The sequence below is a fragment of the Nocardia sp. bgisy134 genome (assembly GCF_057708325.1).
Window position 1 is genome coordinate 125,128 of record NZ_JBYIRW010000002.1, and the last position, 15,509, is coordinate 140,636.

14 protein-coding genes are annotated in these 15,509 nt (G+C 69.7%); 7 read left to right on the forward strand and 7 right to left on the reverse strand.

Going from position 1 to position 15,509, the window contains the following annotated elements:
• Positions 1 to 116: 116 nt before the first annotated feature.
• Positions 117 to 2,882 carry a sacsin N-terminal ATP-binding-like domain-containing protein gene (locus AC3ERS_RS04585; RefSeq protein ID WP_431963812.1) on the forward strand — a complete coding sequence of 922 codons (2,766 nt, stop codon included), beginning with the start codon at positions 117 to 119 and terminating at the stop codon, positions 2,880 to 2,882.
• 7 nt (positions 2,883 to 2,889) lie between these two features.
• Here AC3ERS_RS04585 and AC3ERS_RS04590 read toward each other — a convergent pair whose 3' ends face one another.
• Positions 2,890 to 3,504, reverse strand: a complete 615-nt coding sequence (locus AC3ERS_RS04590) for a TetR/AcrR family transcriptional regulator (RefSeq protein WP_431963814.1) — start codon at positions 3,502 to 3,504, stop codon at positions 2,890 to 2,892.
• Between the two features lie 126 nt (positions 3,505 to 3,630).
• Between AC3ERS_RS04590 and AC3ERS_RS04595 the strand changes: the two genes are divergently transcribed.
• The gene (locus AC3ERS_RS04595) at positions 3,631 to 5,679 is read left to right on the forward strand and encodes a neutral/alkaline ceramidase (RefSeq protein WP_431963816.1); all 2,049 of its coding nucleotides are present in this window, start codon (positions 3,631 to 3,633) and stop codon (positions 5,677 to 5,679) included.
• Here AC3ERS_RS04595 and AC3ERS_RS04600 read toward each other — a convergent pair whose 3' ends face one another.
• Positions 5,680 to 5,922: a DUF2530 domain-containing protein gene (locus tag AC3ERS_RS04600; RefSeq protein WP_357409388.1), complete on the reverse strand. Its 243-nt coding sequence runs from the start codon at positions 5,920 to 5,922 to the stop codon at positions 5,680 to 5,682.
• Positions 5,923 to 5,985: 63 nt separating this feature from the next.
• On the opposite strand from AC3ERS_RS04600, the gene AC3ERS_RS04605 reads away from it, so the two are divergent.
• On the forward strand, positions 5,986 to 6,423 hold the full coding sequence (locus AC3ERS_RS04605) for a MarR family winged helix-turn-helix transcriptional regulator (RefSeq protein ID WP_431963818.1): 438 nt from the start codon (positions 5,986 to 5,988) through the stop codon (positions 6,421 to 6,423).
• A 72-nt stretch (positions 6,424 to 6,495) separates the two neighbouring features.
• On the opposite strand, the gene AC3ERS_RS04610 is transcribed toward AC3ERS_RS04605, so the two are convergent.
• Positions 6,496 to 6,897, reverse strand: a complete 402-nt coding sequence (locus AC3ERS_RS04610) for a YccF domain-containing protein (RefSeq protein WP_431963820.1) — start codon at positions 6,895 to 6,897, stop codon at positions 6,496 to 6,498.
• 86 nt (positions 6,898 to 6,983) lie between these two features.
• Positions 6,984 to 8,189, reverse strand: coding sequence for a GNAT family N-acetyltransferase (locus tag AC3ERS_RS04615; RefSeq protein WP_431963822.1), 1,206 nt, complete (start codon positions 8,187 to 8,189; stop codon positions 6,984 to 6,986).
• 732 nt (positions 8,190 to 8,921) lie between these two features.
• On the opposite strand from AC3ERS_RS04615, the gene AC3ERS_RS04620 reads away from it, so the two are divergent.
• Together AC3ERS_RS04620 and AC3ERS_RS04625 are read left to right on the forward strand one after the other, a co-directional pair.
• The gene (locus tag AC3ERS_RS04620; protein ID WP_431963824.1) at positions 8,922 to 9,725 is read left to right on the forward strand and encodes a TrmH family RNA methyltransferase; all 804 of its coding nucleotides are present in this window, start codon (positions 8,922 to 8,924) and stop codon (positions 9,723 to 9,725) included.
• 11 nt (positions 9,726 to 9,736) lie between these two features.
• Positions 9,737 to 10,054: a DUF2537 domain-containing protein gene (locus AC3ERS_RS04625; protein WP_431964517.1), complete on the forward strand. Its 318-nt coding sequence runs from the start codon at positions 9,737 to 9,739 to the stop codon at positions 10,052 to 10,054.
• Between the two features lie 101 nt (positions 10,055 to 10,155).
• Here AC3ERS_RS04625 and AC3ERS_RS04630 read toward each other — a convergent pair whose 3' ends face one another.
• The 3 genes from AC3ERS_RS04630 to serC all read right to left on the reverse strand — a co-directional run bounded on the left by AC3ERS_RS04630 (position 10,156) and on the right by serC (position 13,901).
• Complete coding sequence (locus AC3ERS_RS04630; protein ID WP_431963826.1) at positions 10,156 to 10,899, reverse strand: DUF6928 family protein; 744 nt, start codon at positions 10,897 to 10,899, stop codon at positions 10,156 to 10,158.
• 242 nt (positions 10,900 to 11,141) lie between these two features.
• The gene (gene sepH, locus AC3ERS_RS04635; protein ID WP_431963828.1) at positions 11,142 to 12,305 is read right to left on the reverse strand and encodes a septation protein SepH; all 1,164 of its coding nucleotides are present in this window, start codon (positions 12,303 to 12,305) and stop codon (positions 11,142 to 11,144) included.
• Positions 12,306 to 12,776: 471 nt separating this feature from the next.
• Positions 12,777 to 13,901: a phosphoserine transaminase gene (serC, locus tag AC3ERS_RS04640; RefSeq protein WP_357409397.1), complete on the reverse strand. Its 1,125-nt coding sequence runs from the start codon at positions 13,899 to 13,901 to the stop codon at positions 12,777 to 12,779.
• A gap of 119 nt (positions 13,902 to 14,020) precedes the next feature.
• Here serC and AC3ERS_RS04645 point away from each other — a divergent pair, with 119 nt between their 5' ends.
• Together AC3ERS_RS04645 and AC3ERS_RS04650 are read left to right on the forward strand one after the other, a co-directional pair.
• Positions 14,021 to 14,755, forward strand: coding sequence for a hypothetical protein (locus AC3ERS_RS04645; RefSeq protein WP_431963831.1), 735 nt, complete (start codon positions 14,021 to 14,023; stop codon positions 14,753 to 14,755).
• Positions 14,756 to 14,814: 59 nt separating this feature from the next.
• The gene (locus AC3ERS_RS04650) at positions 14,815 to 15,456 is read left to right on the forward strand and encodes a TetR/AcrR family transcriptional regulator (protein WP_431963833.1); all 642 of its coding nucleotides are present in this window, start codon (positions 14,815 to 14,817) and stop codon (positions 15,454 to 15,456) included.
• The last annotated feature ends 53 nt before the right edge of the window (positions 15,457 to 15,509 follow it).

The window sequence follows — 15,509 nt, forward strand, 5'->3', positions numbered from 1 at the left end:
GGCTGCGCGCCGCCGTTCTCGCCTCGTGGCGTGATTCGCCGACCCGGCTTCGGGAGGACGCCGCCACCGAGGCGGATCTGGTCCGCGCCGGTTACCGTGACCGGCTGCTGACCGAGATGGCGCAGAACGCCGCCGACGCCGCGGCCAAGGCGGGCGTCCCCGGCCGGGTTCGCGTCCAGCTGGACGGTCGTACGTTGTCCATCGCGAACACCGGTGCGCCATTGGACGTTTCCGGCGTGCACGCCCTCACGGCTCTGCGGGCTTCCGGAAAGGCCGAGGCAGCCACGGTCGGTCGTTTCGGCGTCGGGTTCACCGCCGTGCTCGCGGTGAGCGACGACATCGAGTTCCGCTCCACCACCGGATCGCTGCACCTCTCCCGCGACAGAACGCGAGAGGCGCTGAGCGAGGGCGGAATAGCCACGCCGAACGCGGTGCGTCCTGATCGGCCTGCCGATGCGGACCCTGCCGCGCCGACCTTCCAACCCCCTGCGCTTCGCTTGGCCTGGCCCGTCGAGGCCCGCCCCGCACCGGGCTTCGATACCGAGGTCGTGGTGCGCCTGCGCGCCGACGTGGACGCCGAGGCCCTACTCACCGCCATGCACGACGAGGCCGCGGATCTGCTCCTGGAACTGCCCGCCCTGCAAGTCCTTCGGATCGATGACGCCGAGTTCACCTCCGTGGTGCGCGAACTCGGCGACGGTCTGGCGGAACTGGGGGTGACCGGTCCGGACGATCGCCGCCGCACCTGGTGGCAGTTCCGTACGCCGCGCGCGCGATGGCTGCTGCCGCTGCGCGACGGCAAGCCCCACGCCGCGCCGCACGACGTCCTGCGGGCACCCACTCGTTCCGACGAGGAACTGTCCCTGCCCGCCCTGCTGATCGCCGATATCCCGATGCAGCCGGACCGGCGCCGCCTGCTGCCCGGCGCCCGCGTCGCCGAACTGGCCTCGGGCTATGCCGATTTCGCACGGGCGCTGCCCCCGGGCGAGCGTCTCGTCCTGGTCCCCGCACCGGGTTTCGCCCGCAGCGAGGCCGACGGCCTGCTCCGCGAGGCCCTCGTCCGCGAACTGCAAACCCACTCGTGGTTGCCCGTGGTCGACACGAGCGCGGGGCGCACCGAATCCGGTCCGGCGGACGCCGGCACCCTGGAAACGGTCGATCGCAGCGGTGAACTCGGCCAGGGCATCGACCTGGATCGAGGCGCGGCACCCACGGCGGTGCCTACTCGCGCGAGCGTCTTCCCCTACCTCACACCGGAATTGGCCCGCCTCCTGGACGACGTGGTCGGCTCCCTCGTCATCCCCGAACTGTCGGACCGCGCCCACACCGAAGCACTCGCGGTGCTCGACGTGCATCGCCTCGGCCTGGCGAGGCTCGCGGAGCTGTCCGGCGGTGTGGATCGCCCGCCCGCCTGGTGGCGGGAGTGGTACGCGGCGCTGGAACCGTTCGTCGTGGACCCGCTGACCGCCGAGGAACTCGGGGCGCTGGCTGTTCCGCTGGCCGACGGCCGCTTGGTGACCGGTCCGCGCACCGTCGTCCTGGACGACCTGCTCGAGGTCGCCATCCCGTTGCACTGGGCGCGCCTCGTGCATCCGGAGGCCGCGCACCCGCTGCTGTCGCGCCTCGGCGCTCGCTCGGCCACCGCCGAGGACCTGCTCGCCGATCCGGCGCTGCACGCGGACCTGGCGGACCACCCGGACGATCCCGACCTGGTCGACGCAGTGCTGCGCTTGGCCGCGCACGCCGATCCGGACGCGCTGCCGCCCTGGCTCGGCATGATCGAATTGCCGGACGCCACAGGCGAATTGCTGCCCGCCGACGAACTGCTGCTGCCCGAGGCGCCGCTGTACGCGTTGCTGGTCGAGGACGCGCCGCTCGGGACCCTCTCCGAGGAGGTCGTGGCCGAGTACGGCACGCAGGCGCTGCGAGCCGTCGGTGTCGGCTGGGATTTCGGCATCGTCGCCGAGTCCGATCCGACCGGACCCGATCACCATCTGGACGACGAAGAGGCCTGGTGGGCAGGCCTGCCCGAGGAACCGTCCGAATTCGTCGCCGTCCGCGATCTGGACCTGGTCGACGACATCGCCTGGCCGGACGCCCTGCACCAGCTGCTTTCCGAACCGCGGACCAGGCGTCTGCTGGCCGACCCGGACGGCTACACCGCCTGGTGGCTGCGCAGGCACGCGCGTTTGGACGGCATCCCGCTCGGCCACTACCGCCATCCCCGCGACGCCGAATTCACCGGCCTCCTCCCGGAATTCGCGGTGCCTGGCCTGAGCCACGCCGATCTGGAGGTGCTGCGCACCGTCCTCGCGAATCCGGAGCGGATCACCCCGGACCTGGCCGACGCCCTGCTGGCCGCGCTGGCCGATCCGGCGAACAGCCCTGAGCCGGAAGTCGTTTCGCGGGCGCACCGCCACCTTGCTGCCGTGGCGGACCGCCTGGACCTCACCGAGCTGGTGCTGCCGGAACGGGTGCGCGCGCTGTCCGGCGCGACGGTGGCCGCCTCGGACGCGATGGTGCTCGACCTGCCGTGGTTCGGCCTCGCGCTGCCGCCCGATCGCCTCGTCTTCGGCGATCAGGAGACCGCATCCGGCCTGGCGACCCTGCTCGACCTGCCGCTGGTGTCGGAGTCGGTTACCGCCGAGGTGCTCGGCGCGGGCCTGCGCACCTCCTGGTCTGCGGCGCCGCTGGGAGTTGTGCTGCGCCAACTGTTCTCGCTCGCGCCGCAGGAGGGCGAGCTGGTGTTGCACGAGGACCTGCGGGTACGTCTTTCGGGGGCGGCGACCGGCACGGTGTCCGTGCCATGGTGGCGTACGGGAACCGAGACGCATGTCCGCATGCCCGCTGCGGTCGACGGAACGTCGCCCGCAGCTTCCTGAGCGGCTGTTACGCCGCGTACCCCGCGATCATCTCGCTCAGCAGATCGAGCTGGGTGCGCACCGCCTCGCTGTCGTTGTCGACGAGCCAGCGCAGCACGACGCCGTCGATGACGTTGAGGGTGAAGCGGCTCAGGGTCTGCACCGGCACCGACCACTCGGTGGCCGTGGCGTCGCGCGCGTGGTCGAGGATGTCGGTGAGCGTCGAGTCGTTGAAGGCGTACTGCTCGCGCGCGATGGCGAGTTTTTTCGGGGTCTGTTCCCCTTCGCGCAACGCATAAGTCGTTGTTTCGTAGGTGAGCAGTTGTCGTTCCGGTGTGGCCTCGATGTTGAGCCACATCAGTTCGAGCCCGGCGCGCACCAATTTTTGAAGCGCTTCTTTTCCACTTTCGACGTCTTGCCAAACTGTTTCATTGGCGTCGACGGAATCGCGTAATTCCATCGACAACGCTTTGACCAGCTCGGTCATCAGCGCGTCCTTATTTTCGAAACAGTAATGCACCACACCGAGCGAGACACCGGCTGCTTGAGCCACATCGCGCGTGGTCACGCCTGCCACGCCCTTTTTTTCGGCAAGGCCGATCGCGGCCTCGATAAGGTGGGCCCGTCGTTCTTCGACGCTCAATCGGGAGGACACCTCAGCGAGTTAAGCGCCCGCAGCGCGCGCAGTCAATTCGCGCCGCAGAAAAATCTGGACTGGACGAATGTCCAGTTGTGTGGTTCGCTGCCAAACGGAAGAAGGGAGGCTCGGATGCCGGTGCCACGCAGAACGGTTCTCGCCCGAACCGCGGTAGGTTCGGCCGCGCTCGCCGCCACGAGCGTCGTGCCGGGGCTGACCGCCACACTCGGGGCGAGCGCCGCCGCCGCACCGGACGCGGGCTACCAGGCCGGCGTCGGCCTCTCCGACCTCACCGGGCCGGCCGCCGAATGCGGGATGATGGGCTACTCCCAGCTCGAGCAGACCACCGCGGGCATCCATCTGCGTCCGCGCGCCCGTGCGTACGTGATCGCCGCGGGCGGGCGGCGCATCGTCTTCGTCGTCGCCGAGAACGGCATGATCTTCCAGTCGGTGCACCGCGGCGTGCTGCTCGAGCTGGCCCGCCGCTTCGGCGATCTCTACACCGAGCAGAACGTGCTGCTCACCTCGACCCATTCGCACGCGACCTGCGGCGGCTCCAGCCACGACTATGCCTACAACCTGTCCATCCTCGGCTTCCAGCAGCAGGTGTACGACGCCGAGGTGAACGGGATCGTCGAGGCCATCGCGGCCGCGCACGCCGATCTCGCGCCCGCCGCCCTAGCGCTCGGCCGCGCGGAATTGCACGACGCCAGCGTCAACCGCTCGCGCGTCGCCTTCGATCGCAACCCCGCGGCCGACCGCGATCACTTCCCCGAGGCCATCGACCCGGCCGTGACCACGCTCTCGATTGCCAAGGGCGGCAAGCGGGTCGGCGCCATCACCTGGTTCGCGACCCACAACACCTCGATGACCAACGCGAACCGGTTGATCAGCGCCGACAACAAGGGCTACGCCTCCTTCACCCATGAGCACACCGAACACGGCGTCCGATACCTCGACGGCGCACCGGACTTCGTGTCCGCCTTCGCCCAGACCAATGCGGGCGACATGTCGCCGAACCTGAACCTGCGCCCCGGCTCCGGGCCGACCGAGGACGAGTTCGAGAACACCCGCCTGATCGGTGAGCGGCAGTACCGCGCCGCCAAGAACGCGCTGACCGCAGCGCGCGCGCTGAGCGGACCGATCGATTCCCTCCTCTGCTACATCGACCTGGCCGATATCGCGGTCGACGGACGCTTCACCCCGGACGGTCAGCCGCGGCACACGGCCTCGGCCGCCGCGGGCGTCTCGTTGATCGCGGGCAGCGTCGAGGACGGGCCCGGCCTGCCGGGCGGGCCGATTCCCGAGGGCGTGCGCAATCCGTTCCTCGGCGCGCTCGGCGATCCGAACCAGCCTGCGCCCGCTTGGCTCGCGGATGCCCAGGCGCCCAAGGCGATCGCCGCGCCGCTCGGTCTGCTGCCGCCGGTGCCGTGGGTGCCGAGCGTGGTGCCGATCCAGCTGGTGCGGATCGGCGAGCTGTATCTGGCGGCCGCGGGCGGTGAGTTCACCATCGTGTCCGGGTTGCGCGTGCGCCGCGCCGTGACGGAGGCGCTCGGCGTCGGTCTGGACCAGGTGCTGCTCCAGGGCTATGCCAACGCCTACCACGAATACGTCACCACGCCGGAGGAATACGACGCCCAGCAGTACGAGGGCGCGTCGACGCTGTACGGGCGCTACACCTTGCCCGCCTACCAGCAGGAATTCCACCGCCTGGCAACGGCTTTCGCGGCCCGCACCGCGGTTCCGCGCGGCCCGGCCCCGCGAGACGTGTCGAACCTCCAGCCGAACTTCGTGCCCGCGCCGGGGCCGGACGCCACTCCGCCGGGGCGTGGCTTCGGCGACGTGCTGATCCAGCCCGCCTCCTGCGCTCGCGGGGAAAGGGTTGTCGCCGAATTCGTTTCGGCGCATCCGAAGCACAACCCGCGCCGCAACGGCACCTTCCTCGAGGTGCAGCGCCGAACCGGAAGCGGCTGGGTGCGCGTCGCCAACGAGGGGGAGTGGGCGGTGAGATACCACTGGAGCACACGCGGCTCGGCCGAATCGGTGGCCGGGTTCAGCTGGGACGTGCCCGCCGACGCGGAGCCGGGCGACTATCGGTTCGTGCACTTCGCCGACAGCCTCGGCGCCGACGGCGTGCTGCGGCCGTTCACCGGGGTGAGCGCGGAATTCCAGGTGAGCTGATCACCGCAGACCGGTCTGCGCGCCCTTGTCGCCGCGCCGGGCGCCGCGGCGCTGGATCAGGAAGATGGTCAAGCCGATCAGGCCGACCACCAGGCCCATCAGGCAGACGGGCCGGGCCGACTCCCAGCGCTCGCCGCTCGCCCACACGACGATGGTGGCGATCACCCACAGGGCGCTGCCGACGGCGAGCACCGGCCGCGGATCGGTCAGCCGCGGCGGGATCTCCGGCACTTTCTGGGTCACGGCCTCAGCGTAGCGGCGGGAACAGGCGTCCCGCAGTCGGCCGGTCCCGTATCGTTTGCCACTGTGACAACGCCATCGGATGTTCGAGCCCTCGCCGGTGAACTCTCGCTGGCGGTGGTTCGGCTGACGCGACACCTGCGGGGGCGTCGCGCCGACTCACAGATCTCGCTCACCCAGCTCTCCGCCCTGGCCACGCTGGCGCGCGAGGGTGCGATGACACCGGGCGCGCTGGCCGCCAAGGAGCGGGTGCAGCCGCCGTCGATGACCAGGGTGATCGCTTCGCTGTCCGACCTGAACCTGGTGGAGCGCAAGCCGCATCCGACCGACGGACGCCAGATCATCGTCTCGCTCTCCGAATCCGGCCGTGCGTTGATCGCCGACGAGGCCAGCGCACGCGAAGCCTGGATGACCGAGCAACTCTCGTCCCTCACCGACGACCAGCTTGCGGTCCTCACCCAGGCCGTCACCATCATGAAGCACATCGTCTCCGAATCGGAGTAGCCCTCGTCGCACGCGTCCCCCACGCCTCGCAGCGATTGCGAGCGCTGCGAAGCGTGCGCACGGTCCCCGAACTCAGCCGGCGCCGAAGGGGCGGTCGGAGTCGACGATCTCGCGGCCGAGGGGGAAGAGCGAGAGGGGGATGAACTTGAGGTTGGCCCAGCCGAAGGGGATGCCGATGATCGAGAGGAACAGCGGGATGCTGGTGAGCAGGTGGCCGAGGGCAAGCCACCAGCCGGCCACGATGAACCAGATGATGTTGCCGATCAGCGAGCCCGCGCCCGCGCCCGGTTTCTCCACCGTGGTGCGGCCGAACGGCCACAGAACATAGGCCGCGATGCGGAACGAGGCGATGCCGAACGGGATCGTGATGATCAGGATGAAGCAGATGATCCCGGCGACGACGTAGCCGAGCGCCATCCAGAACCCGGCGAAGATGAGCCAGAGGATGTTGAGAACCAGCTGAAGCGGCTTCATGTTCTCCAGGATGCCAGCCTGTCGCCGACCCGTGGGGACATTCCGGGTCGGGCGCGGAACCCGCACCCGGTCCGAGGAAGCCGCGGTCAGAAGAACCAGCCGAGCACCGCGTCCCGGTCGGCGCCGAACGCCTCCTCGAGCGCGCGCAGCGTGCCGTAATCCTTGACCTGGAGCCGATTCGCCGCCGCGAACGCGCGCGCCGAGTAAGCGCCGAGGTACATGCTGCCCAGGACGTCGATGCCGAGCTCGATGTCTGCCGCCCGGTCGGTGGGCGCGCACTCGGCCTGTCCGTTGCGCACGGTGAGCGCGAACGTGCCACCCGCCGCGCGGAACGGGTCGGTGACGCCGAGGACGACGTCGAGATCGGTCCCGTAGTCGCGGGCCGTCAGCGCGCCGGGGACGTTCATCAGCCGCAGCCAGAGGTTGTCGTAGCGCGCGGTGGTGCGGACCAGCCGGGGATTCCGCAGCAGGTACGGGAGCGGGTCGTTGTCGCTGAGCTCGGCCTTGACCTGCGTGACCAGGTCCAGACCGAACAGTGCGCGCCAGAGCGCGGCGTGCGCGTCGGTGGTGACCGTGCGCATCTCGACGACGTCGACGATCATCTCCCTGCCCTCGCGGTAGTAGCGATAGAGCGCGTAGCCGTCCGGGTGCAGCAGCGTGAACAGATCCGAGCCGCCGCCGCGGAACCGCTCCGGATCGGCGAACAGATGGCCCCACGACGCGTCGGGCCGCACTTGCGCGCCCGGGGTCGGCCTGCGCCAGCGGTCGTAGATCTCGCGCACCCGGTCGGCGACGTCAGCGAGCATCACGAGCTCGACGCCGCCGGGATCCGGTGTGCTGGGCAGGAATTCGACGAACCTGCGATCGATCTCGACCGCGTTCAGCCGCACCGTCGGCCCGTACCCGAACCGCCCGTAGATGCCGCCCTCGCTCGCCGTGAAGATGGTCAGCGGCAGGCCCTGCGCCTCGGTGCGCCGATGCTGTTCGGTGTACATGGCGCGCAGAATGCCGCGCCTGCGGTGCGTGGGCGCGACGCCGACTCCGGCGATGCCGCACGCCGAGACGGTCCGCTCCCCGGGCACGGTCAGGATCATCTCCCGCGACCGGACGTGCCCGACGACGCGGTCGCCGTCCACCGCCACGATGACGTCACGCGGCGGGAACAGTTGCGCCGACCGCTCCAGCCACGCCTCGTCCGACCTCGTGCCGAACGAGGTCTCCACGAGTAGCCGCACCCCCGCCGCGTCCTCCTCGGTGGCCGATCGGACGGTGATGCCGGGTACGAGCGTCATGCGCCGATCGTCACACGACTCCCGCCCCGGCGCACCCGGTTTTCCGGCCGAGACCCGGTCGGGAAAGCCCGATCGCCGTGTCCGCACCGGCCGGTCGTTGTCCGGTCCGTACACCGGATCCAGCGGGTGGACCTGGGCCGTTGCCGAGCAAGTGCGGGTCGAGGTCGAACGCGGCGATCCGCCGGTATCCGGTCAGCAGTTGGGCCGTGAAACGCGTCGCCTCATCGACGGTCGCCCCGGTGACGGCGGTCACCGTGGCGGTATCGGACGTGTCGGTTCTAGCGTCGACCTCCTTGGCCAGTCGCAGTGCCGACTCGGCGACCCGTGCTGCTCGATCGAGATCGGCAGCAGCACAGGGAGTTTCGGTCGTGCGCAGGGCGCGCGTCCGAGCGTTCGGTGTAGGTGTGCCATCTTCTCCCCCGCACTCGCGCGCGATGAGGTCGGACCAGTCGCGCGTCAGCTGCTCGTGCAGGGTGCTGATCGTGCAGGGTCTCGGAATCGCCTGCGGCCGAGCAGATCATCCGATCGGGATCCGACCACGCCGGGCCGGTGGTGACGGCACGGCCCGTCGGTCCGGCGATGGCGAAAGCGAACAGAATCGCATGCATCTCGCGGTCACCCTGCCTCGTGCGCTTCCGCTGATTCGGCGGCTCGACTCGCCGAATCAGCGGCGTCCCGCGCGGTGGACGGGTGCGGTTTCGAGCGCCCGGCCGGGGCGGGCAGGATATGGCGGTGGCCGAAGTGATCGATATCGATGATCCCAGCGATCCCCGGGTCGACGATTTTCGCGACCTGGCGTCGGCGGATCGGCGGCCGGACCTGCCCGGTCGCAAGGGACTGGTGATCGCCGAGGGCGTAGTGGTCGTGCAGCGGATGCTGGACTCTCGGTTCCGGCCGAGCGCACTGCTCGGAGTGGCGCGCCGGTACGAGCAGTTGACCGAGGATCTGGCGACGGTCGACCTGCCGTATTACCGGGCCAGCGCCGAGGTGATGGCGGAGATCGTGGGCTTCCACCTCAATCGCGGGGTGCTCGCGGTGGCGCGGCGCCCGCCCGAGTTGACCCTGGACGAGGTGACCGAGGGCGCGCGCACCGTCGCGGTGCTCGAGGGGATCAACGACCACGAGAATCTCGGGTCCATGTTCCGCAACGCGGCCGGACTCGGGGCCGAGGCGGTCCTGTTCGGCGATCGCTGCGCCGATCCGCTGTACCGGCGTGCCGTGCGGGTGTCGATGGGCCACGTCCTCCGGGTGCCGTTCGCTCCGGTGCCGGACTGGCCGAACGGCCTGGAGGTGCTACGGAGCAAAGGATTTCAGATCATCGCGCTCACGCCGAATCCCGCGGCGCCGAATCTGGCCACCGCCATGACGGGCGAACGGGTCGCGTTGCTGCTCGGCGCGGAGGGGCCCGGCCTCACCGAGGACGCGATGCGCGCGACCGATGTCCGCGCGCGCATTCCGATGTCTCCGGGCACCGATTCGCTGAATGTGGCCACGGCCGCGGCGATGGCGTTCTATGAACGGGTGAGAACGTCGTGAGGGACAAGGACATGGTGGATCACCCGACGAACGGTGCGTACCGTCCCTATCCGCCCGCGCAGGATCCGACGCCGTGGGCCGCGGGTATCACCGTGACGGTGATGGTCGCGCTGCTGGCGGCCGTGGCCGTCTACGCGTTCGGCATCGCCCTGGCCCAGGTGCATCCGCTGCTGGCCGTGGTGGTGAACCTGGTGGCGGCGGGTGGCGCCGCGCCTACCGCCTGGCGTGCGCGGTTCACGCCGGTGACCAGGTGGGTGTTGCTCGGCTGCGGAGTGGGCGTGGTGCTCGGCTGGCTGGCGCTCGTCGTCGAGGGTCTGTCGGCGCTGTGAGAAGACCGGCTGTGCAAAGGAAACGGGGCACTTGACGCTCCGCGGATCCGACGCGGGGGTTGGTCCAACGTCGCTTTGGTTCGATGCCGGGCCGGTCCGATTCAGCCGACCCGGTCGCCTCCGCGCAGCCAACCGAACAGCCCACGCCTCGGCTTGATCTCGGTCCGGAGCCTTTCGGAATCGACCAAGGTCGAGTGGTCGGGCGCCGCGCCTTTCGCGTACAACGTGAACCCGCACACCGCGATGTCACCGGGCACCAGCGCGCCTTGGGCCGACGGGGCGCGGTAGTGGAAGCCGAGCCACTCGTTGTTGGCGGCATCGGCGAAGTCGGGCGGGTCGAAGGGCAGCGTCTGCGGGTCGGGCAACTCCCCGGCATGCCAGCGAACGGGATGCTCGCCCGCCCAGAAAGGTCGCTCCCACACCAGCGGAAGGCCCTCGTCCTCCAGGATGTTCACCCTGGTCGAGCTGAACGCGCGGCGGAATTCCCCGCGCTCCCAATGCGCGAACGCGCCCCAGTTGATGGCGGTGTCGAAGGAGAGCAGGTAGGTGTGGTCGGAGGCGAGCGGGCGCACCAGAAGCTCCGGCAGTTTCGTCGGCCGCGGCAGTGCGGCCTGCGCCGAACACACCACGGTGACACCGGGATAGCAGCCGATGTACACCTCGTCCAGGTCAGGGCCCGCGCAGCCGCCGAGGGTGCCGACCATGATCGGCACCACGTCGCGGTCGGCGTAGAGCTGCTTGGCCAGTGCCAGCGCGGCGTCGGGGTCCGGGTCGTGGTCAGCGCGCAGTACCGCCAACGGGTCGGGGGCGTCGACATACCAGAGGGACGAGGCTTTGGACAGCATTTTCCGGCACCTCCCGATGGTCGCACGAAACTACTCCGCGAACTTCCCGCTACCTTTCGTGTCCGGTGACGGTGCGCGTCATCCGGCACGTATCGAAAAATCTACTCGCCTCGGACGACCCGCGACGCAGCTTCCGTGACGGAACACGCCAGCGCGCCGAAAATTTCGGGTCCAGCAATCTGGGCGAGTCACCCAGCAAACTCTGCGGGGAGATGGTACGAGCCGGAGCGCGTCGATTCGACTCAGTGACCCGAGCTGCGCACGCCGAGCAGCACGTCCTCCCAGGACGGCATGGGCGCCTTCCCGCGCTTGGTGCGGTTCGGCTTGGCGGGAGCGGACTTGCCGTTCGCGTTGCCGGACTTGGTGTTCTCCTCGGCGGGCGCGGGGTTCGCTGCCGGTGCCGAGGTGTTCGCGGACTGCGCGCCGTTGGTGGGAGCGCTCGCCGCAGGGGCGGCGTTCGTGCTCGCCGCCTGCGTCGTGGTGCTGTTGCTCGCGGCCGGTATCGCTGCGGAACTGCCGCCTGCGGCCGGTATCGCTGCGGAACTGCCGCCCGCGGCCGGTATCGCTGCGGAACTGCCACTCGCGGCCGGAATTGCCGCGGCGCTGCCGCCGGTGGCCGGGATCGCCGCGGCGCTGCCGCCTGCGGCGACCGCGCGCTGCTCGAAGTACTCGTCCAGCGTCGGCTGCTGCTGCCGGGCCGTCGCGGGACGCGCGCCGGTGGCGGCGGGCGTTTCCTTGCGCGGCTCGACGACGGGCTCGGCGGGCTCGGGCGCCTCCAGCTCGGCCTGCGGCGGAAGCACTGTCGCCAGACCGCGCAGCGCGCGACCGAAATCGGGATCGATCAGATCCGCGGCGGGATCATCGAGCGGCGAGACCGAACCGCCGTGCGCGTCGGGCTGGTAACGCCAGTGCGCGGCGATCTCGGAACGTCCGTTCTGCCACTGCAACTGGGCCACCCAGTAGCCCTTTTCGTCCTTCCACGCATCCCACTCGGCATTCTCGAGCGTGTGCCCACGCTCGGTGAACGCGGCGGTGACGATATCGATCAGAGTTTCCACGGCGGGGCCGTCGGGACGCACCGGGTGCGCTTTCTGCGCGAGCTCGGCGGCCCGGGCGCGCTCCAGCAACACCGGATACGCGAAACGCTCGACCCGGCTCGCGGGCATGCCGGATTCTTCGGTGACCTGTTCGACGGAGGCCCCGGCACGGATACGGGCCTGGATATCGCGGGGACGCATAGACGCTTCCATTTCGATCTCGATCTGGCCGAATCGGGCAAGGTCTCCGCGCGCGGCGGCTCGTAGCTTGTCGTCTGCGGGCAGCCGGAACTTCTGGCCGGACTCGGTGTCGATGCACACGATGTGCGTGGAGTCGGGCGTCACCCCGATCACTCGAAGTTCACGCACCGTTACCTCCTTATCGCGTCGGCTCGCGACACCGCCCACTTTCCGAAACAGTAGTGCACAGTCGATGATCTCGAGGCAAGACACGCGGCACCAAAATCTGCCGCGCTTTAGAGGAAACGGCTAGTGTTTGCTCTTTGGTTCGGTGCGCGAGGGGTTCACTGGGTTGCTGGCGCACATGCCCAGGGCGGGTATGCGGGCTGTGTTTTTGGCGCGCTGGCGCGCGCGTGTTCGCGGCCCTTATGTCTCGCTTCCGAGCGGTCGGGACTCGCGACTTCGTCGCATGCGCTTCGACCGCTCGGAAGCGAGACGGCCGCGAACGGGCTCGTAAGACTCGCCCTGGACGGGGCTGGGAGGCGGGGAATTTCGGTTGTTCAGTGGGGTTTACCGCTTTTCGGCGGGGTGCCCACGTAATCGTGGTTCGAGCGCGGCGCCCGCGGTCTGGGGTCAGACCACGGGCACCGGGAAATTCGCTCAGGAAAGCTTTTCGACGACCCAGTCGATGCTGCGGGTGAGCTGGCTCACGTCCTCCGGGTCGATGGCCGGGAACATGCCGACGCGCAGCTGGTTGCGGCCCAGCTTGCGGTAGGGCTCGGTGTCCACGATTCCGTTGGCCCGCAGCACCTTCGCGACCTGCGCCGCGTCCACCGAGTCGGCGAAGTCGATGGTGCCGACGACCTGCGAGCGGTGCGCCGGGTCGGTGACGTAGGGGGTCGCGTATTCGCTCGACTCGGCCCACGAGTACAGCCGCGAAGAGGAATCCAGCGTCCGCTTGACCGCCCAGTCCAGACCGCCGTTGGCGTTCAGCCACTCGATCTGGTTGGCGAACAGCAGCAGGGTGCCCAGCGCCGGGGTGTTGTAGGTCTGGTCCTTGGTGCTGTTGTCGATCGCGACCGGGAGCGAGAGGAACTCGGGGGTCCAGCGGCCGCTGTCCTTGATCTCCTCGACCCTGGCCAGCGCCGCGGGGCTCATCAGCGCGACCCACAGGCCGCCGTCGGAGGCGAAGCACTTCTGCGGCGCGAAGTAGTAGACGTCGGCGTCGGCGATGTTCACCGGCAGGCCGCCCGCACCGGAGGTGGCGTCGATGGCGATCAGCGCGTGCTCGGAACCGGCCGGACGCTGCACCGGAATGGCCACGCCCGTCGAGGTCTCGTTGTGCGCCCAGCCGATCAGGTCGGCCGACGGGTCGGCCACCGGCTCGGGAGCGCTGCCCGGCTCGGACGAGACCACGATCGGGTCACCGATGAACGGGTTGCCCTTGGCCACGGCGGCGAACTTGCTGGAGAACTCGCCGTTGGTCAGGTGCAGCGAGCGCTCGCGGATCAGGCCGAACGCGGCGGCGTCCCAGAACGCGGTGGTGCCGCCGTTGCCGAGGACGACCTCGTAGCCGTCGGGCAGGGCGAAGAGCTCGCGCAGGCCGCTGCGCACACGCGCGACCACGTCCTTCACCGGCTTCTGCCGGTGGGAGGTTCCGAACACCGAGGCCCCCACCTTGACGAGGGACTCCAGCTGTTCCGGGCGCACCTTGGAGGGGCCACAGCCGAACCGTCCGTCGGCGGGCTTGAGGTCGTCGGGAATGGTCGGGAACGCAGTGGTCATGGCCAACAGAATAAAGAGTGTCCGACCTGCTCGGTTCGTGCGGGTGGGTACCCGAGGCCCGTGACGTCCCGGAAATCGGCGAAGGTGTGATCAATTACTCATAGAACCAACGTATTGCTGTGGCGCACGCCACAGTCCGGCTACCCTTTCCGGCCATGGGCATGGCGTCGGCTGATTCCGGGTGGCGGATTCGCGCCCGGCGACCACGGAATTTCGGTCTGCGGGCGGGCGCCCTGTCGGGCGCGGCGCGGCGCGAATTGCTGATCCGCGGCACGGCGGGATCGGCGACCATCCTCGGCATGCGGAAGAGCTCGGCGCCGTCGTTCGCGCTGCCCTTCGTGGCGGGTCCTGGGCCGCAGCCGCGGCGAGGTGAGCCGAGTCACGTGTTCTGGGTTCGCGTGCAGATCGACGAGGAACTCCCGTACGAGACCAGGGTGCGGCAGCGGGTGCGCGAGGAAGACCTGGAGTGGATGCAGCCCGCCGACGTGGTCGCCTGCCGGGTCGATCCGGGGGACCGGGACCGGCTGGTGCTCTATATCCCCGACGCGGACGAGGCGGCCAGGGTGAGCATCGCCAAGATCCTCGCCGATGGGCGCAGGGCCGACGCCACCGTGCTGGCGGCCGCGCCGGTGGCGGCCGACTACTCCGGCCGCGACGATCCGGTGCTCCGCCTCGATCTCGAGCTGCACGCCTGGGACGAAGCGCTGCCGTGGCGGGTCCGCCTGATCCAGCCGGTGCCGCTGGCCGCCCTCGGCCTGGTCGACCTCGGCCAGCACCTCGAGGTGGCCTTCTTCACCGTCGATCACGGTGAATCCGTCGCGGTGGACTGGGCGGCTTCGCTCGGCGACGAATAAGGGCGTCTCGCCCCGGCGTGCGGGGTGGATTCGGGCCGCTCGCACTAGGGTCGTCGGATGTGAGTGCGGTGCGGTCGAGACACAGTTACGCCGGACAGTCGGTCGCGGAGCGGCAGGTCGAGCGGCGCGCGTTGTTCTTCGAGGCCGCGCTCACGGTGTTCGCGGAGAAGACGTACGCGCACAGCTCCATCACCGATATCTGCGCGGCGGCGGGGTTGTCCCGCAGGCAGTTCTACGAGCAGTACGCCGGCCGCGAGGAACTGCTCGTCGAGGTCTACGACCGGATTCACGAGCAGGCGCGCGACGCCGTGGCGCGGGCGCTCGCCACGGCGGACATCGTCGAGCCGCGCGTGCTGGTCGACGTGGCCATCCGCGCCTACATCGAGGCCGTCGTCGGTGACATCCGCAAGGCGAAGGTCGCGTTCGTCGAGATCGTCGGGGTCAGCGAGGCGGTGGAACGGCATCGCGCCGACGTCAGGGATCGGTGGGGCGCGGTCGTCGAGGCCGCCGCTGGATCGTTGCCGGGAGTGCGCACGCCGCCGGGTGGCTGGCGGGTGGCCATGGCGGCGTTCATCGGGGCGGTCAACGGCCTCGTGCACCAGTGGAGCCTCGACGATCCACGGCCGCCCGTCGAGGTGCTCGTCGACGTGCTGACCACGCTGCTCACCGCACTGGCACTGCCGGACGACGCCTCGAACTGATTGCGTCCCAGACACATCCGTGCCATAGTGTGCCCCAGATTGAGACGCAGGCG